At 68.3% G+C, this 23,006-nt stretch carries 26 protein-coding genes; 8 read left to right on the plus strand and 18 right to left on the minus strand.

The features are described 5' to 3' along the window. Positions 1-36: 36 nt before the first annotated feature. From E3O49_RS02105 to E3O49_RS02190, 17 genes are all read right to left on the minus strand, one after another. On the minus strand, positions 37-477 hold the full coding sequence (locus E3O49_RS02105; RefSeq protein ID WP_134406101.1) for a flagellar hook assembly protein FlgD: 441 nt from the start codon (positions 475-477) through the stop codon (positions 37-39). 20 nt (positions 478-497) lie between these two features. Further along, a complete protein-coding gene (locus tag E3O49_RS02110; RefSeq protein ID WP_134402533.1) occupies positions 498-980 on the minus strand; it encodes a flagellar hook-length control protein FliK in 483 nt (160 codons plus the stop codon). An 860-nt stretch (positions 981-1,840) separates the two neighbouring features. After that, positions 1,841-2,476: a C40 family peptidase gene (locus E3O49_RS02120; protein WP_134402536.1), complete on the minus strand. Its 636-nt coding sequence runs from the start codon at positions 2,474-2,476 to the stop codon at positions 1,841-1,843. Then, complete coding sequence (locus tag E3O49_RS02125; RefSeq protein WP_134402537.1) at positions 2,473-2,907, minus strand: hypothetical protein; 435 nt, start codon at positions 2,905-2,907, stop codon at positions 2,473-2,475. Before E3O49_RS02125 ends, E3O49_RS02120 begins: the two co-directional genes overlap by 4 nt. Further along, complete coding sequence (locus E3O49_RS02130) at positions 2,907-4,205, minus strand: FliI/YscN family ATPase (RefSeq protein ID WP_134402538.1); 1,299 nt, start codon at positions 4,203-4,205, stop codon at positions 2,907-2,909. The genes E3O49_RS02125 and E3O49_RS02130 overlap by 1 nt, the downstream gene beginning before the upstream one ends. Then, on the minus strand, positions 4,202-4,783 hold the full coding sequence (locus E3O49_RS02135) for a FliH/SctL family protein (protein ID WP_160141000.1): 582 nt from the start codon (positions 4,781-4,783) through the stop codon (positions 4,202-4,204). Before E3O49_RS02135 ends, E3O49_RS02130 begins: the two co-directional genes overlap by 4 nt. A gap of 31 nt (positions 4,784-4,814) precedes the next feature. After that, positions 4,815-5,834 (minus strand): flagellar motor switch protein FliG, encoded by a 1,020-nt coding sequence (gene fliG / locus E3O49_RS02140; protein ID WP_134406107.1) that lies wholly within the window; start codon positions 5,832-5,834, stop codon positions 4,815-4,817. Further along, positions 5,831-7,438 carry a flagellar basal-body MS-ring/collar protein FliF gene (gene fliF, locus E3O49_RS02145; RefSeq protein ID WP_134406110.1) on the minus strand — a complete coding sequence of 536 codons (1,608 nt, stop codon included), beginning with the start codon at positions 7,436-7,438 and terminating at the stop codon, positions 5,831-5,833. Before fliF ends, fliG begins: the two co-directional genes overlap by 4 nt. Next, a complete protein-coding gene (fliE, locus tag E3O49_RS02150; protein WP_134402542.1) occupies positions 7,438-7,752 on the minus strand; it encodes a flagellar hook-basal body complex protein FliE in 315 nt (104 codons plus the stop codon). The genes fliF and fliE overlap by 1 nt, the downstream gene beginning before the upstream one ends. Beyond that, positions 7,752-8,144 (minus strand): flagellar basal body rod protein FlgC, encoded by a 393-nt coding sequence (locus tag E3O49_RS02155; protein ID WP_134402543.1) that lies wholly within the window; start codon positions 8,142-8,144, stop codon positions 7,752-7,754. Before E3O49_RS02155 ends, fliE begins: the two co-directional genes overlap by 1 nt. A gap of 13 nt (positions 8,145-8,157) precedes the next feature. Next, positions 8,158-8,499 carry a flagellar basal body rod protein FlgB gene (locus E3O49_RS02160; protein WP_134402562.1) on the minus strand — a complete coding sequence of 114 codons (342 nt, stop codon included), beginning with the start codon at positions 8,497-8,499 and terminating at the stop codon, positions 8,158-8,160. 183 nt (positions 8,500-8,682) lie between these two features. After that, complete coding sequence (locus E3O49_RS02165; RefSeq protein WP_134406113.1) at positions 8,683-10,158, minus strand: HNH endonuclease signature motif containing protein; 1,476 nt, start codon at positions 10,156-10,158, stop codon at positions 8,683-8,685. Positions 10,159-10,376: 218 nt separating this feature from the next. Then, complete coding sequence (locus E3O49_RS02170; RefSeq protein ID WP_134402545.1) at positions 10,377-10,703, minus strand: hypothetical protein; 327 nt, start codon at positions 10,701-10,703, stop codon at positions 10,377-10,379. After that, entirely contained in the window at positions 10,696-11,127 is a 432-nt protein-coding gene (gene fliS / locus E3O49_RS02175; RefSeq protein ID WP_338144964.1) for a flagellar export chaperone FliS, read from the minus strand. Before fliS ends, E3O49_RS02170 begins: the two co-directional genes overlap by 8 nt. Before the next feature lie 11 nt (positions 11,128-11,138). Then, positions 11,139-12,512 (minus strand): flagellar filament capping protein FliD, encoded by a 1,374-nt coding sequence (gene fliD, locus E3O49_RS02180; RefSeq protein ID WP_134402547.1) that lies wholly within the window; start codon positions 12,510-12,512, stop codon positions 11,139-11,141. 153 nt (positions 12,513-12,665) lie between these two features. Next, the gene (locus E3O49_RS02185) at positions 12,666-13,862 is read right to left on the minus strand and encodes a flagellin N-terminal helical domain-containing protein (RefSeq protein ID WP_134406118.1); all 1,197 of its coding nucleotides are present in this window, start codon (positions 13,860-13,862) and stop codon (positions 12,666-12,668) included. An 84-nt stretch (positions 13,863-13,946) separates the two neighbouring features. Continuing rightward, on the minus strand, positions 13,947-14,804 hold the full coding sequence (locus E3O49_RS02190) for a sigma-70 family RNA polymerase sigma factor (protein WP_134402549.1): 858 nt from the start codon (positions 14,802-14,804) through the stop codon (positions 13,947-13,949). A gap of 431 nt (positions 14,805-15,235) precedes the next feature. Between E3O49_RS02190 and E3O49_RS02195 the strand changes: the two genes are divergently transcribed. The 8 genes from E3O49_RS02195 to E3O49_RS02230 all read left to right on the plus strand — a co-directional run bounded on the left by E3O49_RS02195 (position 15,236) and on the right by E3O49_RS02230 (position 22,245). Further along, positions 15,236-15,721, plus strand: coding sequence for a flagellar protein FlgN (locus E3O49_RS02195; protein ID WP_134402550.1), 486 nt, complete (start codon positions 15,236-15,238; stop codon positions 15,719-15,721). 10 nt (positions 15,722-15,731) lie between these two features. Then, a complete protein-coding gene (gene flgK, locus E3O49_RS02200) occupies positions 15,732-17,189 on the plus strand; it encodes a flagellar hook-associated protein FlgK (protein WP_134450916.1) in 1,458 nt (485 codons plus the stop codon). Between the two features lie 3 nt (positions 17,190-17,192). Next, positions 17,193-18,098 carry a flagellar hook-associated protein FlgL gene (gene flgL / locus E3O49_RS02205; RefSeq protein ID WP_134402552.1) on the plus strand — a complete coding sequence of 302 codons (906 nt, stop codon included), beginning with the start codon at positions 17,193-17,195 and terminating at the stop codon, positions 18,096-18,098. Further along, positions 18,095-18,538 (plus strand): flagellar assembly protein FliW, encoded by a 444-nt coding sequence (gene fliW / locus E3O49_RS02210; RefSeq protein ID WP_241975827.1) that lies wholly within the window; start codon positions 18,095-18,097, stop codon positions 18,536-18,538. The genes flgL and fliW overlap by 4 nt, the downstream gene beginning before the upstream one ends. Before the next feature lie 552 nt (positions 18,539-19,090). Further along, positions 19,091-19,630 (plus strand): cytochrome b N-terminal domain-containing protein, encoded by a 540-nt coding sequence (locus E3O49_RS16805; RefSeq protein ID WP_198417461.1) that lies wholly within the window; start codon positions 19,091-19,093, stop codon positions 19,628-19,630. Continuing rightward, positions 19,627-20,589 carry a hypothetical protein gene (locus tag E3O49_RS02220; protein WP_241975828.1) on the plus strand — a complete coding sequence of 321 codons (963 nt, stop codon included), beginning with the start codon at positions 19,627-19,629 and terminating at the stop codon, positions 20,587-20,589. The genes E3O49_RS16805 and E3O49_RS02220 overlap by 4 nt, the downstream gene beginning before the upstream one ends. Positions 20,590-20,703: 114 nt before the next feature. Next, the gene (locus E3O49_RS02225; RefSeq protein WP_134402554.1) at positions 20,704-21,642 is read left to right on the plus strand and encodes an N-acetylglucosamine kinase; all 939 of its coding nucleotides are present in this window, start codon (positions 20,704-20,706) and stop codon (positions 21,640-21,642) included. 9 nt (positions 21,643-21,651) lie between these two features. Continuing rightward, positions 21,652-22,245, plus strand: a complete 594-nt coding sequence (locus E3O49_RS02230) for an NUDIX domain-containing protein (protein WP_134402555.1) — start codon at positions 21,652-21,654, stop codon at positions 22,243-22,245. Positions 22,246-22,360: 115 nt separating this feature from the next. On the opposite strand, the gene E3O49_RS02235 is transcribed toward E3O49_RS02230, so the two are convergent. Continuing rightward, positions 22,361-22,738, minus strand: a complete 378-nt coding sequence (locus E3O49_RS02235; RefSeq protein WP_134367491.1) for a VOC family protein — start codon at positions 22,736-22,738, stop codon at positions 22,361-22,363. Between the last annotated feature and the right edge of the window lie 268 nt (positions 22,739-23,006).

Consider the following 23,006-nt stretch of genomic DNA (forward strand, 5'->3'; position numbering starts at 1 on the left):
GAAAACGGTGGAGTCGGTGGGGTGGGAACGAGCCGGTCAGATGGCGGGCGCCGCGACGGGTCCGGCGGTGACGCCGGAGATCGCGTCGAGGGCGACGCTCGTGCCGTTGATCGTGACCTGGGGCACGGTGCCGGTGTAGGACACGGCCGACGCGGTGCCGGTGGCGCTGGTGCCGTCGGCCTTCGTGTAGGTGACGTCCTGGCCGACGAGGGCAGCCGCCGCGACCCGCATCTGCAGGGAGAAGTTCTCGTCCGCGGTGGTGGACAGGGCAGAGAGCTTCTCCATCATGGCGAGCTGCGTGGTCTGGGAGATCATCTGGTTGGTGTCCATCGGCGAGCTGGGGTCCTGGTTGCGCAGTTGCGTCACGAGGAGCGCCATGAACGCCTCGGAGTCCAGGGCCTGCTTCGGCGTGCGGGTGGGGGTCGTGGTGTACATGCCGGTGGTGGCGGTGGTGGCGGCGACTGCGTCGATGGTCACGGGATCTCGTTTCTTCTTCTCTAGGCCAGTACGTCGATGGTGTGGGAGTTGCTGAACCGAACCGCGTGGAACACGGCCGGTTCGGCCGGTTCGCGGGCCTGAGCCGGACGGACGGGCGTCGCAGCGAACTGGCGGGCGGCCCCGTCGCCGGATGCCTGGTCGCGGTTCGAGAGGTCGAGCTGGGCATTCAGCCCGCCGCTCGCGAGGTCTCGGCGCAGGTCAGGCAGAATGGCGCGCAGCGCGTCGCGGGCGAGGTCGGTGGGAACGAAGAGTTCGACCCGGATGCCGTCGGCGCCCAGGTGGGCCCGCACGGTCACCGGGCCGAGGTTGTCGGGGCTGACCTGGATCGTCATCACGTGGTCGCCGGCCGCGGCGCCGGCGAGGGTGAACAGGGTGCGGGCGACCTGGGTCGTCAGTGGCACGACCGGCACGGATGCCGCGGGCACGTTGGACGGGACGGCCGACGCTGCCGCGGGCGTGCTCGGTGTCGTGGCGCTGCCCACGACGACGGGGAGTAGGGTCGCGGCGGAGTTCAGGTCCGGATCGAGGTTGCGGCGTGGCTCCGCCGCTGCGGGGGCGTCCGTCGCCGCGACCGCAGCGGCGACCGCAGCGAACGCGGACGCGTCGACCGCAGCAGATGTAGGCCCGGACGCGGGGGTGTTGGCTGTCGGGCCGGACGGTGCGGCGACCGAGGCAAGATCAGCCGCCGCGGGGGTGGAGGCGGGTGCGGGAGGAGCCGGTGCGGGAGGAGCCGGTGCGGGAGGAGCCGGTGCGGGAGGAGCGGGTGCGGGAGGAGCCGGTGCGGGAGGAGCGGCCGCGGCCGCCGGTGCGGCCGGGACCGGAAAGCCCGGTGCTGAGCCGCTGCCGTGAGCCGGGCCGGCGGCCGGCGTGGACTCCGCGGTCGGCGAATCGGCATCGGACGCCGCCGGAGGGAGTGGCGACGGCTCGGTCGGAGCGGTGCCGGTCGTTCCCCCCTCGGTCTCCCCCGCCGGCTGGACGGCCGACTGGACGGCCGTCGAAGGCGCGAGCGGCACAGGCACCGGCACAGGCACCGGCACAGGCACCGGCGCGGGCAGAGGTGTGGGCACCGGTACGGCCATGCCGATGGGTATGGCCGGCTGAGCAGCAGTCGGATCCGAGTCCGCTGACGTGGAGTCCGCGGCATCCGTTGCCTGATGGGGCGTGGAGGGCAATTGATCCCCGGACGTTGCCAGCGCGCTGGCCGGTGCGGACGCAGCGGCCAGGGTGCCCTCAAAAACGGATGCGAAGGCGCCCGCACCCTGCCCCACGCGCACATCCGGGACGCCACGAGGCGTGGTGGCCGGTGTGAGTGCTGACAGAAGACGCCCGACGGCGCCACTCATCAGGACCTGCCGTTCATCAGGGAGGCCAGGGCCGCGCCGACGAGGTCGGTGGTGCCGGCAGCCGAGGCTGGGGCCGCCGGCGCATCCGGGATGACCCGCCGGATGGTGTCGATGTCCGAGTCGTCCATGTAGGCCTCGACGAGGCAGACGGTGCGCCCCTCGTAAGGCGCGTGAATGACCTTGTGGTTTCCGGCGTAGATCAGGATGTGCTCACCGCCGCCGGTGACGATGAGGTCGCCCGGCTTGGCCTGGGCGAGGGAACCGACCTCGGTGCCGATCTTCATCTGCCCGGACACGAGGCGCGGGACGGTTATGCCCATGTCGGCATATACCGTCTGCACGAGTCCGGAGCAGTCCATCCCGCTCCCGTCCTCCCCACCGAAGACGTAGGGCACCCCGAGGTACTTCTCTGCGGCGGCGACGATGTCGGTGCCGGTGGCGCTTCCCGTTGCCGGTGTCGCTCTGGCGGAGCCCGTCGCGGACGTGCCGGTCGCGGAGGCGAGCGCGCTGGCGAACGTCGACGCGCCGGCCGAAGCGGCGGTCGCCGCCGCAGCCTTGGTGCCTTGCACGGTGTTGAACTGTTCGAGGGCGGCCTGGATCTGGCCGATCCGGCTGAGGGCGTCGACCATGCTCATGAGCGGCCCCCACGCCGGGCCCGGTGCCAGCCGCTGGACGCGATCTCGTCGAGGACCGTTTGCTCGGCGTGGAGTTCCTCGGCCCGGGCGATGACCGCATGCCGGTCGGAGAGCTTCTCGAGGCCGACGGATTCGGCGCGCCTGGCGTCGAAGACGTGCTGCGCCTCGCCGACCGCGAACTGGTAGTTGCGGCCGTGGGTCTCCATCTCAGCCAGCATGCTGCGGGCCGAGGCCCGTGCAGCGGCGATCGCGGACAGCGTTTCGGCCCCGCTGGCCAGGCTGGGGAGGCCGGCCAGGGCGGTCCGGGCCTGGTCCCGCCGGGCCAGGTTCGCCTGGGACAGGGCATTGGCCGCGGCGAGGTCGGCGGCGGCCTGGTCCTGTTGCAGGTGCCGCAGGCGCAACAATCCGGCCAGAGCGAAGGCGCGTGCCATCAGTGGACCCCCAGGATTCGGTTGATTGTGTCGAGCTGGGCCCAGGCTTCGGATGCCGGGGTCTGGTCGTCCATCCGCTGCTGCAGGAAGGCGTTGATCGCGCCCTCGTTGGCGACGGCAGCGTCGACGAGCGGATTCGTGCCCTGCCGGTAGGCACCCACGTCCAGCAGGTCCTGCGCGTTGCGCCGGGCGGCGAGCACCGTGCGCAGCGTGCCCGCGATCTGGTTCTGGTGCGGGTCGTTGACCCGGGAGGCGACCCGGGAGATCGAGGCGAGGGCGTCGATGGAGGGGAAGTGGCCGAGAACGGCGAGTTTGCGGTCGAGCACGACGTGGCCGTCCAGAATGGACCGTGCGGCATCCGCGATCGGTTCGTTGTGGTCGTCCCCGTCGACGAGGACGGTGTAGACGCCCGTGATTGAACCGGCTTCGTCGGTGCCGGCCCGTTCGAGCAGCCGCGCCAGCAGGGAGAAGGTCGACGGCGGGTACCCGCGGGTGGCCGGCGGTTCGCCGACGGAGAGGCCGATTTCGCGCTGGGCCATGGCCACGCGGGTGAGCGAGTCCATCATCAGCATCACGTCGGCACCCGTGTCGCGGAAGGATTCCGCGATGCGGGTGGCGACGAAGGCGGCGCGCAGCCGCATCATGGCCGGCTCGTCCGACGTGGAGACCACCACGATGGACCGTGCGAGGCCCTCCGGACCGAGGTCGTCCTCGAGGAACTCGCGCACTTCCCGGCCGCGCTCCCCCACCAGGGCGATCACGGAGACTTCGGCGTCGGTGCCACGGGCGATCATGGAGAGGAGCGAGGACTTGCCCACTCCCGACCCGGCGAACAGGCCCATCCGCTGGCCTTTGCCGACGGTCGTCAGCGTGTCGAGCACGCGCACACCGAGCTGCAGCGGGGTCGTGATGCGCGAGCGCTGCATCGCGGAGGGGCTGTCGTGGTCGATCGAGACGAAGGAATCAACGGCGAGCGGACCCTTGCCGTCGATCGGGCGGCCGAGCCCGTCGATGACGCGGCCGAAGAGCCCGGTGCCGGTGGGCACGAGGTGCGGCGTTCCGTCGGAACGGACCGGGGCCCCGATGCGGATCCCGGTCATCCGGCCCAGGGGCATGCACCGGATGCCGTCCCGAGTCGTGGCCACCACTTCGGCGTCCACCTCGCGGAGTTCGCCGATCGTGACGAGGTCGCCGATCGCCGAGTTCAAGCCGCGAACTTCGAGCCCGAGGCCGACGATCGAGGAGACGACGCCGACCCGTTGAGGGCGAGCCAGACGGATGGCGGTGGCCAGGCTCATGCTGTCTCACCCTGCAGCGCGGCCTTCGCCCGCTCGAGGGCGGTGCTGATGCGGGCGTCGAGGAAACCGTCCGCGAATTCGGTGATCGCGTCGCCGCGAACCAGGCTCGGGTCCGCCGTGAAACGGACGCCGGCCCGCTCCCGGGTGGCCCGGTCGATCACGTCGAGGTCCTCGGGGTTCATCCGCACCGTGTGGGGGGTGTCGTCGGCCGCGTGGTCGAGGGCCCGGCCGAGAGCGAACCGGGAGGAATTGCCGGCGTCGCTGAGCTCGTGCCCGAGAATCGCCTCGGCCAGTTCGAGTGCTGTCGCGACCAGGGTGGCTTCGGCCTCCCGCAACACGGGTACCGTGCGCTCGTCGAGCGCCGCGGCGGCGGCTCCGAGCAGGACGATGGCGCGGTCGATCTCGGCCTGCCCTCTCAACACGACGGCGGCGTGTTCGGCGTCGAGCCGGGCCATCCGGGCGTCGACCGCCTGGGCGGCGGCGCGCAGTCCCTCGGCGTAGCCGGCGGCGTGGCCGCGGGCGCGGGACTGTTCGTCGACCCGGTCACGGTTCACGTCGCGCAGATTCGGGAACGACACCGTCGAGAATCGCGCCTCAGACGACCGCGCCTCAGACGACATAGTCGTCCTCGTCCGCCCGTTTGACGGTGATGGTCCCCTGGGCCTCGAGGTCGCGGATCGCGCGCACGATCGTGGCGCGGGCCTCCTCGACCTGGGACACCCGCACGGGCGCCATGGCCTTGACCTCGTCGTCGAGGATCTCCCGGTTGCGCTCGGAGAGGTTGGTGCGGATGATCTCGACCACCCCGTCGGTAGAGCCCTTCATCGCAATGGCGAGGATCGCGGCATCGATCCCGCGCAGGACCTGCTGCACGTCGCGGTTCTCCAGTTTGATGATGTCGCCGAAGGTGAGCATCCGTGAGCGCACCTCTTCGGCGAGCACCGGGTCGCTGGCGTCGAGCGCCTCGAGCAGCGCCCGCTCGGTCGCCACGTCAGAACGGTTGATGATCTCGACGAGAGGCTCAATACCACCGACGACCTGCACCGCGTCGCGGGTCGTCGAGACGGTCCCGACCCGGGCCTTGAGGGTTTCCGTGACGACTCGGATCCCTTCGGGCGTAGCCGTGCCCATTCCGGCGATGCACTGCGCGACCTGGGTGCGGATCGGGCTGTCCAGCCCGCCGAGCACCGCAGAGGCGTGCTCGGGTCGCAGGTGCGCGAGCACCAGTGCGATCGTCTGCGGCAGTTCCCCGTCGAGCAGGGTGAGTACCTGGATCGGTTCGGCCGTGTCGAGAAATTCGAACGCCTTGCCGGCCATCGAGGACGCCACCTTGCTCATGACGCCGGCGGCCTTATCGGCGCCGAAGGAGGCCTCGAGCAGGCCGACCGCGTAGGCGTGACCGCCGCGTGAGTTGCGCGTGCCCTTCTGGGTCAGGTCGTGGAATTCCAGGACGGCCGTTTCGGTGACGTCGGGGTCGACCCGGCGCATCTGCACGATCTCGGCGGTGATATCCGCGGCTTCACTCTCGGTGAATTGCTTCATCACCTCCGTCGCGTGCTGGCGCTCCATGCTCATCAGCAGCACGGCGACCTTCTGGGTTCCGGTCAGCACCGTGGACGCGTCGATCATACGGGCTGCCGATCATCCATCAGGCTGCGCAGGTATTCGGCCGTCTTTCCCGGGTCGCGCTGGGCAAGGGCGTCGATCTCCACGCGCATGCGATCGGCGTCGGGAAGGCCGGCGAACGCGACCGTGGGAGTCGGGTCGATGTAGAGCGGAGTGGCTGCCGCCGGCATCGGAAACGGGACCACCGGGGCGGTCAGGACAGGCCGTGCCTCGATCATCTCGTCAAGCTCGATGGCTTCCCGGCTCTGGCGGCGTGAGCGGCGCGCATACAGCAAGAGGCCGAGCATGAACGTGAGCACGGTGCCCACGGTGATGATGGCGACCCGCAGGATGCCGGCAAACCGGTCGGCCGCGGCAGAGGCGTCCGCGGCGGCGAGGGCTGTCGCTGCGTCGGCGGCCCCGGCACCGTTGAAGCTGACAACCTGCACCGTGACCGCGTCCCCGCGTTTCGTGTCGATGCCGGCGGCGGAGGAGACCAGGGAGGTGACGTCGGAAATGTTGAGCTTGGCGGCGGCATCCTTATTGAGGGCCACGGACACGGTCTGCCGGTTCATGGACCCGGCCGGGATCGTCCGGGTCTCGGTGACCTTGTTCACGGCATTGTTCTTGGTGGTGTCGGAGGAGGTGAACGTGCCGTCCTTGCCGGCGCCGGCGGGCACCGCGATGTTGTCGGGGCCGAGGACGCCCGCGGCCGAACCGGCGGCGCCGCCCGTTCCGCTGTACGTCTCGGTTTTTACGGCTTCGTTGAGCGAGGGGGCGTTCGTGGGCGTGGTGAACGATTCCTCGACCCGCTGGGCGGACTGGGCGCTCATGTCGGCGGCGACAACGACGGTGGCGTTGCCGGGGCCGACGACACGGTCGAGCATCGCCTGTACGGCACCGCGGACGCGCTGTTCGTAATCGCTCGCCTGCTGGTCGGCGCCGCCGGTGGTGCCGGTGCCGACCGCGGAGAGCACGATGCCCTTCGCGTCGATCACGGCGACATCGGCGGGCTTCATTCCCTCAATCGATGCGCTGGTGAGATGGACGATGGCCTGAACCTGGTCGGAGCTGAGGTTCACGCCATTCTCGGTTGCCACGAAGACGGATGCCGTCGGGTCGCTTTTCTCCGAGACGAAGACGCTGTCCTTGGGGATGGCCAGCCGCACGGACGCGGTCTTGACGCCCTTCATGGCGCCGATCGTGTTGGCCAGTTCTCCTTCGATCGCCCTCTTGTACGTGACCGACTGCTGAAACTCGGAGGACGTGACGCCCATCTTGTCGAGGAGGGCGTAGCCGCCCGTGCTCGAGGTGGGCAGACCTGCCGCGGCGGCCTTGAGGCGTTCGTCGTAGACGCTCGCCTCGGGAACGAGGATCGTGGCCCCGCCGTCGCTCAGTTGGTAGTCGATGCTGTCGGTGCGCAATTGGTCGACGATCGAACTCGCGTCGGCGCCGCTCAGCCCCGAGAAAAGGGGTGTGTAGGCCGGCTTCGACGCCCACATCGTGAGCGCCGAGATGCCGAGAACGAGAACAGCGATGCCGATGATGGCGACCGTGCGCTGGGCGACGCTGAAGCTCTGGATGCCGCGGCCCAGGCTCTGCAGGGCATTGGTGACTGGGCGGGGCATCAGGCCTGCATCCTCATGATCTCGTTGAACGCGTCAATGCCCTTGTTGCGCACGGCAGCCACGAGCTCGAGCGTGACCTGGGCGCGGGTGGCAGCGATGGTGGCGGAGTGGATGTCGTTCAGGTTGCCGGTGACCGCCTGCACCGCGAGGGTGTTAGAGGTGGACTGCAGGGCCTGGAGGTTGTCGACCGCCCCGGCGAGTGCGGTGCCGAAGCCGGAGCCGTCCGTCGCCTGCGTGTTCCCTGTGTTCTGAATGCCGGACAGGTAGCCGGTGCCGGCCACGGCCTGCACGGAGGGGATCGATCCGATGGTCATCAGCCGCGTCCGATCTGCAGTGCTGCTTCGTAGGTGGTCTTGGCGCGGTCGACGACGGCCGCGTTGGCCTGGTAGCCGCGCTGGGCCATGATCAGCTCGCCCATCTGCTCGCCGAGGTCGATGTCGGGGTGGCGCACGTAACCGGTCGCATCCGCGAGCGGGTTGCTGGGCTCGTAGGTGAGGATGCCGGTCTCGGAACCGAGAGCCGTGCCGGAGACGTAGGCACCGGTCGTGCCCTGCCCCTCCTGGGCGACGATGTAGCGGGCCTGGAAGGCCTTGCCGCTGGTGGGGGTGACGGTGTTGATGTTGGCGATGTTGTCGGCGACCGCGTCGAGCCATTTGCGGTGCAGGGTGAGGCCGGTACCGGCGATGCCGATCGCGTCGATGCTCATTACTGGCCGCCCCTCAGTTGGTGCGCATCGCGGAGCGGATGGCCGTGAACGGTCCGTTGACGGCCTGAGCCGCGAACTGGTAGCGCAGCACGGTCTCGGTGTTGGAGAGGGTCTCGGTGTCGAGGTTCACGTTGTTGCCGTCGAGCCGGGTGGGCTCGAGGGAGCTGGCCGTGGTGGCGGCGGTGTGGCCGTCGCCGGCCGCGACCGACTTCGCCAGGGCGCTCTCGAAGGCGACGCGCTTGGCGTGGTAGCCCGGGGTGTTGACGTTGGCGATGTTATTCGCGATGGTGCGCTGACGGAGGGCCAGCCCGTCCAGTGCGCTGGTCAACGCGGTGGCGGTCACGGATTCAAGCACGGTTACCCGATTCGTCGTCAGTGAAGACATGACGGCCGATCCGTGGCCTGTGGGTGAGCTATCCCTGCTCGTGCCTAGCTATCGGCCGGCGACGAGCACTCGTAAGCAGGAATCTGAACTCGACTCGTAAGGGGGGGGGTCTCGCCGTCGCCTTCGCCAACGTGCGGGCTCGAATCGGCGGGACTATTTCGCTTTGGCCGTGGCCCGGTGTTGCTGGGCGGGGACCCAGACTCGTGCTGAGTCGTAGCAGACCGGTGCCATGACCTCGGGTTTGCCACGGACCATGCGGATGAGCCACCCGGAGGTCTCGATGCTGTGGTGGTGCAGCCAGCACAAGAGAACTCCGTTGTCGATATTCGTCGGGCCGTGCTGTAGCCACGGGATCACATGGTGTACCTCGGCCCAGGCCGCGCTGACCGGGCAGCCCGGGATGATGCAGCCGCCGTCACGGGCGGCGATCGCCCGGCGTTGGGCCCGGTTGAAGAATCGTTGCCTGACGCCCAGGTGGAGGACCTCGCCATGCTCACCGAACGCGATCTTGCGGTACCCGCCCGCGCAGATCAGCCGGTTCACGGTGCGCATCGAGATCGGGGCCTCGACCCCGTCGATCCAACCGACGCCGTGCCCGTCGGCGAGGTCGACGGCGTTCACGTGCACCATCACGGTCGGGGCCGCGCCGCCCATGGACGGGGTGCCCGGGTCGCGGGACGCTGCCTCGAAGATGCCGCGGAGGATGTCTGCGCGCTTCTCGCCGCCGTTGCGGTCGTCGCCGAGAGCGGCGGCCTCTGCCCCGGGGATGAACGCCCCCGAGTCCATCCGTGCCTGCTCCTCCTCCGTGGGGAACGCCGGAGCGGCGTGCGCGGACAGGTACGTGTCGAAAATGCCGTTCATGATGCCGCGCAGCTCCGCCGTGACCGCGCCCCGCAAGGGGTAAAGGCCGTCCCGGAGGACGCCGAAACCGACGGTGCTGCGCGGTTCGGCGACGTCTTCGTTCGGGGCTGTGCCGTCGGGGTCCAGCCGCGCCTGCCACTGCACGGCCATGCCCCGGATCAGGTCTGCGGAGAACGCGAACCCCTCCCCGGGCAACCCCTGGGTCTCTTCGGTGATCGCGCCGGTCGCCGCTGCAACCAGAGCCCGTTCGGCGGTGAGGACGTCGTCGGGCGCGACGCTCGGGCTGACCTTGTCGAGGGTCGTGACGATGGCCTCCGCCGCGTCGACGCCGAGGTCGCCGCGGGTCAGTCCCCCGGCGACCGCCGGATAGTAGGGCGGTAGCATGCCGGCGCCGGCCCGGCGTTGGCTGACGTTTCGGCCGAGGCGAACCCGGCGGTTCGTTTCCCGGGCCGACACCCGGGTCAGTCGGGTTATCAGGTCGACGTCGTTGCGCGCCCCCTGCTTCCAGGCGAGGGAGTCGTGGCCGAGGATGTTCCGCGAGCGGTCCGCGACATCCGTCGCCGTCGACACCCGCGCCGCGTCAACCCGGCGACCGAGCTGCTCGACTTCGGCGAGGACAGCCAGGGCGTCCGTGTCGCCCAGCAGAGAGAAGGAGATCGAATCCAGCGCGGCGGCCACGGCCAAGCGAGCCTGCCGTACAAGCTGCGCGGGCGAATCTGCCGCCTCGGCCGAGGCGACTGGTGACTGCGGTGCGGATGCTCCTGCCATGCGACGATTTTAGCAAAATATGAACGCATTATCGAGAGTTATTCACATATTTGTGCCTGATTCTAGAAAGTAGTGACGAATGATGCCGATGTTACTGATGGGACCGACTCCATCGGGGTCGCCGGTCGTCTGCCCTGCTCGCGCATTGCACTGACACTCGCCCATCCGCGCCGAATCCGCCGTCGACCTCGCCGAGCCGTGAGCAACTGGGCGGATGCCTAGCCGGCGACGTCGAGGTAGACGGACTGGTCGGTACGCTGGGCCGAGAGGATCGTGCGGACGGCGGCGAGGTGCATGCCGGCCGAACGGCGGGCATCCTCGATCTCGCGGATGAGTTCGAGCTGGCCGGCGATGAGACGCCTCGCGCGTTTCTCGAGGTCGGCCGGCAGCTGGCCGAGGTGTTCGGGGGCGCGCCACTGCACCCCGGTGGAGAGGCGCTCCCCCTCCACGGCGAGCACGGCGTCACGTGCCCCGGAGCCCAGGCTCGTTTCGAGCTGGTCGAGCACGTGCAGCCATTCCTCGCGGGCTCCCGCCGGCCTAGGCAATGCCGTACTCCCCGCCGAATTGTGCCGACGTGGTCTGCGCGGGAAGCTGGTCGGCGGCTTCATGCCAGGTCTGGCGCAGCGGATCGAGCAGGGCGATGCTCTCCCTTGTACGGTCGACATCCCGATGGATGTTGGCGCTCATCAGCGCGTTCGACACGTAGGTGTAGATCGCGAAGAGTCCTTCGCCGCCCTCCCACGCGTCCACCTTGAGCGACGACATCAGCTCGGAGACGATCGCCTGGGCGTGCTGCAGGTTGTCGGATGCGATCTGCCAGTTCTCGACCACCTGCGCGGCCTCAGCGCGGTTCAGGTCGAGCAGCAGGCGGTCGTACAGCATCGTCAGCAGGCGCACCGGGGTGGCCGAGAGGATCGCGTCGCGGTTGAATTGTGCGCGTCGGGCTGCCGCCCCGCCCATCATGCTCATAACAGCCATCATCATCCTGTGGTCGAGGTCGTGGTCGGGAGTTGCGCGGTCAGCCAGGTCGATTGCGCCTTCAGCTTGCTGAGCTGGGTCTCCAGCGCGGTGTAGGTGCTCTGCAGGGTCGCCCGGCGGGTGGCCAGGCTGATGTCCCAGGCATCGATCCGGTTGCCGAGGTCTTTGACCGTGGACTGCTGGCCGGTGATCTGGGACGTGATCTGCCCGGTGTACTTGTCGGATGCCGCGGTGGCCACGGCGGCGACCCGGGCGGCGATCTCCTGCACGGCAGCTTTGACGGTGGTCGGGTCCTTGGCCAGTACGGTGGCGAACTTGGCCGCGTCGAACTCCATCGTGCCGGACTTCGTAATGCTGATGCCGTACTCGGACGGGGAGTGCCCGTTGACCGGAGCCGACGCGGCCGTGAGGATCTTCTGGTTGACGTCCCGCACACTGCTCTTGCCGGTGAAGACGCCGGGCGACATCACAGCGGCACCCGCGGCGTTGGTGCTGTTGACGACCACGGACTTCGTCGAGATCAGGGCGAAGATGCCGTTGACGGAACTGACCAGCCCCGAAGCCAGGGAGCCGATTTGGGCGTCGTCGCGGGCGACCTTGATCGTCACCGGGTCGACCGAGATGGCGGATACGGTCACCGCAACGCCGGGGAGCAGGTTGGAGAACGTGTTGGTCGCTGAGGTGATGGTCTGCGCGGCGCCGGTGCCGGCCCAGAGGGTGACGCTCGCATCCTTGGCTGTGCGAATGACCGCGGAACCGGGGGCGGCGAGAAGATCGTTGGCCGGGGCCACATCGGCTTTGGCTCCCTGGTGCACCTCGAAGGATTTTGCGGCACCGGTGGCCGTCCCGGTGAACTGCAGGCGGTACTGCGGGGCCCCGAGAGCATCAACACCGGATGCGACCCTGGTCGCTGTCACCCCGGTGTTGGCAGCGTTGATGGCGGTGACGACGTCGTCAAGCGAGGTCGACGCTGCGGTGATTTCGGTGCTCACCCCGCCCGACACGATTGTGAGCACGGGCGGCGTGGCAGGCCAGACGGTCAGGGCGGCGGAGACTTCGACCTGGCTGGAGGCGAGGGCGCCGACGACGACGTCGAGTTGGCCGGCGCTGGCTCCGGCCGAGACGGATGTCGTGATGGTCGGCGAGCTACTGGTCGAGGAGTAGAGGTCGAGGGCGGCGGGCTTCGCGGCGTTCGCGGCGAGGGTTCCGAGGGCCGCTACCTGGCTGTTGAGTCCCTGGAGCGCTGAGATGAAGGTCTGGGAGGTGGCGACCTTTGCCTTCAGCAGCGCCTGCGGTGCGGCTTCGACCTTCATCAGGGAGTTGATGAGAGAGGTAGTGTCGAGCCCACTGACGAGGCCGTCAATTGCGTTCGTCATCGCATCTCCGTTCCGGCTGTGATCGTGACGATTATTGAGCGAGTGAAACAGTGAATGGCTGGTGGCGGCCGAGGGATGAGGTCCAGTTCATCTCTCGGTCACCACCAGCCATAGTTCACCGTGCGGTTTCCCGAAAGGTTCTGCTACTCCGGGTTAGCGGAGAAGCGAGAGCACGCCCTGGTTGGACTGGTTCGCCTGCGCGAGCATGGCGGTACCGGCCTGGGTCAGGATGCTGGAACGGGTGTACTTGACCATTTCGGCGGCCATGTCGGTGTCGCGGATTCGCGAACCGGCAGCGGTCAGGTTCTCCGTCGAGACGGCGAGCGTCTTGACGACGGACTCGAACCGGTTCTGGACGGCGCCGAGGTTGGCGCGAGCGGTGGATACGTAGTTGAGCTGTGTGTCAATGGTCGCGATTGCGGCCTTGGCACCCGCGGCGGTCGAGAAGTCAAGTCCTGCTGCAGCCGGTGCGTTCGTCGCGCCGCCGTTGGCCAGACCTACAGCCGCCGAATCTGCTACAGCGGTGGACACTGTTCCACCATTCAGAGCGGTGACCACAAGTCCAGTTCCCGCGCCGTTTGTGTCTTTCGTGACGCTGACGCTGAAGTTGGCCGAGAACGCCGCATCCCGACCGAGGGCTGATGCGTAATCGTCGACACTCGCGAAGGATGTCTGAGCGGCACCTGTTGCGTCCGTCAGCGCCAGCGTGGTGACGGACGTCACAACTCCACCCGCAGTAGTGCTCTTGAACTTGGCTGCAGAACCGTCCAGAGCGCTGAAGCTCGAGATCGCGAAAGCCGAGCCCGACGATCCGGACGAAGTCGTGAGCGCGGACGCAACCTTTGAGACGTCGACCTTGGACAGGTCAACGACGATCTGGCTGCTGTTGCCTGCATTCGCTCCGATCTGAAAGCTCAAGGAGCCCTTTTTGCCATCCAGGAGCTGAGTACCGTTGAAGTTGGTCGAACCCGCGATCCTCGTCAGTTCCGAAGTAAGCGCAGTCACCTCGGTCTTGATCGCGGTGCGTGAGTCGGTGTTGTTCGAGTCGTTACCGGCCTGAACGGCGAGGTCACGAACGCGCTGCAGAATGGACTGCACCTCGCTCAAGGAACCTTCAGCGGTCTGGACAACCGAGATGCCGTCCTGGGCGTTGCGGCTGGCGACCGTGAGGCCACCGACCTGCGACTTGAGGCCCTCCGAGATGGTGAGGCCTGCCGCGTCATCCGAAGCACGGTTGATGCGGAGGCCGCTGGACAGCTTCTCCAGCGACTTGGACATGTCGTTCTGTGTTGCGGCGAGGTTGCGGTACGTGTTGTTTGCCGCGAGGTTGGTGTTGACCTGCATACCCATGATGAAATCCTCCGTGATTGGGTGGTGTTAGCCAGGCCATCCATGGCCTGACACCTTGAGCTATCGGCCCCGCTAAGTAGCGCGTTAGCCGTTGACCGAAAAAACTTCGCGCGGCGCTAAATCCGGAGAATCGCCGGTATCCGCCGCATAGGCCGTGCCCGACGCCGTCGCCAGGCCGAGCATCGCCTGGTCCGCGAGGCGGGCCAGGTAAGCGCTGCGACGGGCCGGCGCGATGCGGGACTCCGGCACGTACTCGACCTCGGCGTCGTCCGAGTAGTGCGTGCCCAGGCCGTCGCGGAGCAGACGGATGGCTTCGGCCCGCTGCTGCGAGACGGCGGAGTGCGTGATGCCGAGATCGGCCGCGATCTCCTTCACGGAGCGGTCGTCGAAGTAGACCTGCTGGATGATGTCGCGCATCTTGTCCGGCAGTACGTCGATGGCCGCGCGCAAATAGGAGAGGCGCTCGGCCGACAGTAGGGAATCCTCCGGCAGCTCGGTGCCCGACACCAGGAACTCGGCGGTGGCGTCGTCGAGCGTGGACACGGTGCGCTCGGAGTCGGACAGGCCGGCCAGGGCGGTCTCCCGGTCGACGCCGAGCGCCGCGGCCACCTCGTCGACGGATGCCGCGCGGCCGAGAGCCGCAGCCAGCGTCTCTTGAACGGCGCGGGTCTCCTTAATGCGGCGGCGCGCCATCCGGGTGGCCCAGTCGTTGGAGCGCATCTCGTCAGCGAAGGAGCCGATGATGCGGCGACGGGCGAAAGCTCCGAACGGCACCCCGAGGTCGGGATCGAAGGCGTCGGCGGAGGTGATCAGGGCGAGGGCTCCGGCCGAGGCCAGGTCGTCGCGCGAGAGGTGGCGGGCCTTGGCCCAGACCTCGGAGACGAGGTAGCCGACCAGGGGGAGATTGTCGATCACCAGCTTGTTGCGTTCTGCCCGATTCACAGTGAATCTCCCTGAGTGCTTGCTTCGGATGAGGAGCTAATCGACTGGCTGGGCCAGCTGATTCGCTTTTGCCGGGTGAGCACGAGGACTAGTGAAGGAATCAGGGTTTCGGGGCCCCCAGAAAAAACATTTTCTTTGTTTTAAAACGTAGGCGAGCGCTTTCCCGGCCAACCACCGGCAGCACCCCCCACAACGGGGGAAAATACCCCCACAACGGGGCAGATCACCCCTCAACGGGGTGGGGTCGCAGAGAACGGATGCTCACTGTGTCCTCTCTTTAGTGGACACCGCACCGGCTGACTGGCAGTCTGAATCGAAGGTCTCGGCTTACCGTGCGAGCGGCCCTGCCGATAGTGACCAATAGAGGCACTGGACATGCGACCCAGCGTGAGCCGAGCCTGAATCGACATCGAAAGGCAGTTGGAGGAGACGTGGGGGCCAATGAACTTTCAGCGTTGCTGTGGCGCGAGCGGGAACTTCTCGAGCTGCTCGTCTTCAAGCTCGACGAGGAGCAACTCCTCCTGACCAACGGCCGGACCCGCTGGCTGCAACAGGGCACCCGTGAGGTCGAGCAGGTGCTGGGACACGTGCGCGATGCCGGCCTGGCCCGATCGGTCGAGGTGGCCGCAGTCGCCCTCGAGTGGGGCACCGCCGAAGATGCCACTCTGCGCGAACTCGTCGTTCACGCACCCGCCGGCCCCTGGAGCGAGATCATGGCCGCGCACCTCAAGGCCATGGGCGACCTCACGACCCAGATCAAGGAACTGCGCGACGCGAACGAAGTGTTGCTGCGCGCCGCCGCCCGCTCGAGCCAGGAAACGCTCGCCGACGTGCGCACCGCGACCCGCACCTACGACGCCCGCGGCACGGCTGACGCCAGCGCCGCCGGCTCCCGACTGTTCGACCAGATTTTGTGAGGATGCCGCGATGAGCACGTTCGGAGGACTCAACACCGCGTACACCGGCCTGATCGCCGCCCGACAAGGGCTCGAGGTCGTGGGGCAGAACATCGCCAACGCCAACACAGAGGGCTACACCCGCCAGCGCATCTCGACCTCTGCCGTTGACGCGGCCACCCGGGTCGGCCTGATGAGCGCCGGCCTGCAGGCCGGCCAGGGCGTCAGCGTCGACGGCATCGCCCGCCTTGGCAGCGCCCAGCTGGATGCCCAGGTGCGGTCATCCGCCGCGGCTGCCGGTTACTCAGCGGTGCGCTCCAACGCTCTGAGCGCCGTCGAAGCTTCGATGCACGAACCGGGTGAGAACGGGCTGTCCGCCCAGTTGCAGGAGTTCTGGGCCGGCTGGCAGGACGTGTCGAACGCCGGCGGAAGCACCGCCCCCGCCGGCGTCCTACTCAGCCAGGCCGCAGCGCTCACCACGCAGATCGCACAGGGCTACCAGGCCGTAGCCACCGAGTGGTCGAGCGTGCGCGGCAGTGTCGACGGCATGGTCGCCGAGATCAACGGGGCGGCAAGCCAGGTGGCCGCGCTCAACGGCCAGATCCGTTCGGAGCTGGCCGGCGGCGGAAGCGCCAATGAGCTCCTCGACCGGCGCAGCCAGCTCACCACGACCCTCGCCGCCCTCACCGGGGGCACGGTCGTCGACCGCGGTGACGGCACCGTCGACGTGCTCGTCGGCGGCAACGGGCTCGTCACCGGGGACTCTGCCCAGAAACTCGTGGCGGTCGGCGCCACGAGCATGGCGGGCACCGGAACCGTGCACCTCGAGTGGGCCGGGAAGCCCGCCGGCGCCGTGGCCGTCGACGGTGGCGAACTCGCCGGCGCACTCTCCCTGCTTGCCCCGGCCGTGACCTCGGGTACCGGCGCGGGTACCGGCGGCGCCCTCGCCGAGGCTGGCGAGTCGTACAACACGTTCGCCCGGAACCTGACCGACAAGGTCAACACGATCTACAAGACAGGCACGAACTCGAGCCTGCCGACCCCCGGGGACTTCTTCAAGGTCACGGCCGGTGTCCCGGCAGCGACGGGCCTGAGCGTGATTCCGAAAACGGCGGCAGAGCTGGCGACGGGTGACCTCTCGAAGGGCAAGCTCGACGGCTCGGTCGCCGATCAGATCGCCCAACTCGGCGCCGGCAAGGCCGTCACGACGGCCGGAACCTCGATCCAGTCCCCCACGACCGACTGGTCGAACTTCGTCACCGGGTTCGCGGTCAAGACCAAAACCGAGCTGCAGCACGCCTCGCTGGCCGACCTCACCTCGACCGCCGCGGTCAGCGCACAACTCTCGAACGCCTCCGTCGACCTCGACGAAGAGAACGTGAACCTGCTCATGTTCCAGCACGCCTACCAGGGCGCCGCCCGGGTGATGACGGCCGTGGACGAGATGCTCGACACCCTGATCAACCGCACCGGACTGGTGGGAAGGTAAGCCATGATCGCCCGCGTCACCACGTCGACCCAGATGCGCTCCGCGCAGAGCAACCTGCAGACCAACCTTGCCCGGATGGCCCAGCTCCAGGAGCGGGCATCCTCGCTCAAGGCCATCGAGCGGCCCTCCGACGACCCGGCCAGGGCAGCCGACGCCCTGGCCGTGCGGGCCGAGCAGCGCGCCGTCACCCAGTACAGCCGCAACGCCGACAACGGGAACGGCTGGCTGACCAGCGCAGACACCGCCCTCGGTGCGACCACCGACCTGCTGAACCGGGTGCGCGACCTTACCCTCCAGGGCGTCAACGACATCCTCTCGCCCACCGCGAAGGAAGCGATCGCGGCGGAACTGGACAGTCTCAAACAGGATCTGCTCGCGCAGGCCAACACGGCCTACCTCGGCCGCACCGTCTTCGCCGGCAGCTCGGATGCCGGCGTCGCGTTCAAGTCCGACTTCAGCTTCACGGGTGTTGCCGGGGCGACCGTCGAACGTCGCATCGGAGCCGACACGACCGTCGCGGTGAACGCAGACGGCGCCGCGATCTTCGGGGCGACGGCGGAGAACCCCGTCTCCGTGTTCGACCTGCTCACGAACATCAGCGCAGCACTGCGTGGCACGGCCACGACGCCACCGGCCAACGTGGGTCCGTTCCTCACCGCCGTGGATTCGCGAATGAAGACCGTGCTCTCCGCGCAGGCGGATGTCGGTGTGCGCCAGGCCCAGATTCAGAAGGCAGGAGACACCCTCGTGCAGCGCACCGGCGCCCTCGAAGCCCAACGTTCCTCGATCGAAGACGTCGACCTCGGTCAGGCCATCCTCGATCTCAAATTGCAGGAAGTCACCTACCAGTCGGCTCTCGCCGTCACCGCCAAGGTGCTCCAGCCGACCCTGATGGATTTCCTCCGATGAAAACTGCACTGAAAACAGCCGCCCCGCAGTCCGCAGACCCGACGGATGCGCCCACACTGAGCGCCAGGCTGACTTTCGTCTCCCCTCCGCCCGGCCTCGCACCGCTGACCGAGTTCGCGCTGACCGAGATCCCCGGGGCGGCCGGTCTGTTCACCCTGCAGGCGGCAGCGGATGCCCACACCCGCCTGTTCGTGCTCGACGCCTCCGTCTACCTGCCCGACTACTCCCCCGTGATCAGCGACGACAACGCGTCGGCGCTCGAACTCGCCGGACCCGACGACGCCTTGATTCTCGTGGTGACCAACCCGGGCGAGGGTGGCACGACCGTCAACCTGATGGCCCCGATCGTGGTTAACGCCCGCACCGGTTGCTGCGCCCAGATCATCCTGGAGGGCCAGAACTGGCCGCTCCGCGCGGAGCTCGGCGACCGCTCCGCCTAGCCGCTCCGCCGGGCCCCGCTCCGTCCGGCCCGGCCAGTCGGCTGCCTGGGACCCACCAGCCGACTCCATTCCTGTACGTATTCTCATAATTCTTCCGTGTCAACCATGGCGACCAATCCGCCCCCGGGGAATACGTTTGCGGGTACAGCACCGCCCGTCGATGGACATCTCCCCGACGAAGGTCGTCCAAGTTACGGAGCTGCTCATGCATGTGCTCGTCAGCATATTCGCCAGCCTGGACAGTCCGAGCATCTACCTCGGCTGGGGGGCCTTCCAAATCCAGCTCGGCAATCTGATCGTGATCCTCGTCATGATCCTTCTGTTCGTCCTGGCCCTGGCCCTGGTCCTGCCGTTCCCGAGCGGGAAGAAACGCCGACGAGCCTCCGCGAGGAGCCGACCCGCACGTCAGCGGAGAACACGGATCCGGACGAGGCCGAGTACCACACCTGGACCGGCAAGGCCCGCGGCTGGCTGCTGCGCCACCTGCCCGCCGACAAGCTGCTGCCGGAAGACCAGCCCAGCTACATCGCATCCTGGATCTACGTCTTCGGCATGGCCGCGCTCGTCTCCCTCGTCTACATCTTCGTCTCGGGGATCGTCCTGTCACTGAACGGACCGTCCTGGTACCACGTGTCGGACCTGGGCCGGTTTGTGAACAGCACCCACCTGTGGAACGTCGAGCTCTTCTTCATGACCATGGTCGTTCACCTCTGGGGCAAGTACTGGATGGCGGCCTGGCGTGGCGGGCGCGCGCTCACCTGGATCACGGGCGTGGTGTCATTCCTGATCTCGATCGTCGCCGCCTTGACGGGCTACCTGCTGCAGACCAACTTCGACTCGCAGTGGATCGCCTTCGAAGGCAAGGATGCGTTGAACGCCGCCGGTATCGGGGCCTGGTTCAACGTGGCCGACCTCGGTCAGATCTTGGGCTTCCACATCATGCTGCTGCCGCTTCTGGTCGGCGCGATCGTGGCTCTGCACGTGCTGCAGGTGCGCATGCACGGCGTCGTCCCGCCGATCGATGCGGCCGAGACGGATGCCCAGCTGACACCCGGTGCCACGACCGCGACCCCCGGGGAGGCCGGCCGATGAGCGCCGCGCCGGCACGCCCACCCCGTCGCGGCACGGACAGCGACGACCTCGCCCGCCGTCCGTGGCGTGGCGCGGTGCGCGAATACGACCTGTTCAAGGAACTGACCGTCGCCCTCGTCGTGGTGGGCCTGGTCACCCTCACCCTGTCGGCCGTGTTCGGGTCGCCGGACGAGAAGAGCATCACCATGAAATCCTGGGCGGCGGCGCCGGACGACTTCGTCACCACCGCGACCGCCGAGCTCGCCGGCACCAGCGAGACCGCCGGCTACGGACCACCGTACAATTCGACCCCCGACGCCACCCAGACCATCGGCCCACTTGACCTCCAGAGCCTGTCCGGCGTGCAGATCCCGATCGACACGGCCACAGATCTCGTGACCGGCCCGCTGTCGACGCTGAACGATCCCCCGGCCGGTTTGGCGATCTGGGACAGCGCGTCCGACACCCAACGCGGCGACTGGGCCACGGCCTACACGGATGCGCTGGCGAAAGCGCCCGACAACGACCCGGCCAGGGTGGCCGGGGGCTCCTACGGCCCCGTGCCGGAGCTGACCGGCGCCCTGCTCACCATGGCGCAGCAGGGCGCGCTGGACGGGGTGCTGCAGGCGAAGGACGCGTTCTACAACTTCGACTACACCCGCGGCACGCTCTTCCTCGGGGACGGCACCTACTTCCCCGATCTGGCTGCCGCGGCGCATCTGACCGGGGATCAGTGGGGAATGATGAACGAGACCGGAAACACCCCCGGCCAGTCCTGGCTGTGGCTGTTCTCCTTCTGGTACCAGGTGGAACCCTTCGCCTCCGCCGAGAATGCGGACCTCCTCATCGTGCTCCTGATGCTGGTCCTCAGCCTGCTGCTCATGCTGGTGTCCTTCATCCCGGTACTCCGCGACATCCCGCGGTGGATACCGGTGCATCGCCTGGTCTGGCGGGATTACTACGCCAGGCGGAGCGGGTGAGGCGCCGCCGACCCGTCCCCCGAACGGATGCTTTCTTAATCCACCTAAGATAAGCTCAGGTTCATGGACGCGCAGCCGAGTCGTCCGTCGTCGTGCCACCTTGGGAGCATGTTCATGTCCTCTGTCCAACCGCTCGCCTCCCACCTCGCGATCGATGCCGGCCAGACCGGCATCCGGGCCCGGCTGCGACGCGAGGACAGGCGCGGCGACCTCTATGACTTCGACGGCATCCGTACCGACTCTGCCCTGATCCCCCAGCTCGTCGCCGTGGTGGCCCAGGTCGCCCAGGCCTGCGGGGCGCCGATCCACACGGTGAGCGCCGGCATCTCCGGTTACACCAACTCCACCGACCAGGCCGTGCAGATGCAGGCCGCGACGGGCGCATTCGGGGTGCGGGAGGTGCAACTCGCCCACGATTCGGTGACCTCCTACCTCGGCGCCCTCGGCGACACCCTCGGGGCCGTGATCGCGGTCGGCACCGGCGTCGTCACCCTCGCCGTCGGCTCACACCGGGTGACCCGCATCGACGGCTGGGGCTACCTGCTCGGTGACGCGGGCAGCGGGTACTGGATCGGCCGCGCCGCCCTGGACGCGGTCATGCGCGACTACGACGGCCGCGGCGCCCGCACCGCCCTGACCGAACTCGTGCGCGGCGACTTCCCGAACCTCGAGACCGCCTACACCCAGCTGCAGGCCGACCCCGCCCGGGTGAGCCGCATCGCCGCCTACTCCCGCCACGTCACGGCCCTCGCCCCGACGGATGCCGTCGCCGCCGCAATCTGCGCCGCCGCCGCCGCCGAACTCGTGCTCTCCGTCTCGACCGGGCTGCGAATCGTGGGCGAAGGGCCCCTCGGGGCACCGGTCGTCTGCGGTCTCGGCGCCGTGTTGCAGGCGCCCGAGATCGCCGCCCCCTTCGAAGCGGGCCTGCGCGCGCTCTACCCGCACCTGGACCTGCGTGAGCCGGCCGGGAACGGCCTCGACGGTGCGGCACTCCTCGCCCGCCTGGGCACGGAGAGCGCGCTGCGCGACCGGGTGGCCTCCGCGCAGGGCTAGCCTTCCTCTATGAGTACTGCCATCCACTCGAACACCGCGCAGGCCTTCGAGACGTCCCTGGCCACCTGGCTGCCCGTCGACCCCGCCCAGGCGAGCCTCCGAGCCGAGTACCTGTCGTTCGTGCGCGCGGGAGGCGACGCCGCCCTGGACCGGGATGGCGGCGCCGAGCATGTCACTGCCAGTTGCTTCGTCTTCAACCCGCACCTCAGCCACCTGCTGCTCTGCTTCCACAAGAAGGGCCGGTTCTGGGTGCAACTGGGCGGCCATGTCGAGCCGGCCGACGCATCCGTGGCCGCCGCGGCCCTCCGCGAGGCCCGGGAGGAGGGCGGCATCACCGGCCTCCGCCCGGCGGGCCCGGCGGGCCCGCCGCCGGTCGACGTGCACCGGCACGCGCTGAGTTCACGATTCGGCCGCTGCACCACGCACTGGGACGTCGGCTATGTGGCCATTGCGCCCACGGATGCCACGCCCGTGGTCAGCCCGGAAAGCGAAGACGTGCGGTGGTGGCCGACGGATGCGCTGCCCGAGCAGGTCCCCGAGGGTTTCGCCGAGCGCGTGGCCGTGGTGCTTCGCGAGCTGGCGCACCAGCGAGACGGGCTGTAGGCCGCATCGGCTGGTAGCGGAACAGACCGGTGAGGGGCCCGGACGCTGCCGGGCCCTTCACCTCGTGCAGGGCGTCCTGCCTGCGGCGGTCTCTGCGAGCACTGAGCGATCCCGGCTAGAGCATCTGGAAGATGCAGATGAAATTGCCTTCGGTGTCCCTGAACCAGGCCGACTTCATCTCGTCCGTCGCGGCGACACCGTTGACGGTCTTCAGTCCCGGGACGTCGTAGTCCTCGAACACGACGCCGCGTTCGCGGAGCCGGCTCATTTCGGCATCGAGATCGTCGGTGGTCCAGCACATCTGGGTGTTCCGGGCGGTGCCGGCGTTGCTCGTCTCATAGATCTCGAACGTGCCTCCGGCCCCCGTGCGGTACACGAGGGTTCGGCTTTCCTCGTGGGCCTCGGCGGGGTCAAGTTCGAGAGCATCGTGATAGAACGCTTGAGCGCGTCTGAGATCGGCGGCCGGCAATACGGTGTGGAGTTCCTTCAGCATGTTCAACGCCTCCTTGGCGCATCTGGAGGTATTCGGCGGAAGCGCTCCTCAATCGAACTGGTCACGGATCCCGCGCCGGATCGGATGCCGACGGCGGCGTGCTTCCCTGGGTGAGAGTGCCGGCTGCAGTACAGCCGCTGGCGCGAATCGTGGCCGGTACTCTTCGTTCGCCGGGCTGTAATCCCGGCCAGGCGAGCGTTGGCTATCGCATTTCGACTACTCATAATACGCCGCCCGTCGGCGTCGATAAAGGGGTCCCGCACGAAAT

Origin of the sequence: Cryobacterium shii, assembly GCF_004402595.1 — a bacterium.
Taxonomy (GTDB): Bacteria; Actinomycetota; Actinomycetes; order Actinomycetales; family Microbacteriaceae; genus Cryobacterium; species Cryobacterium shii.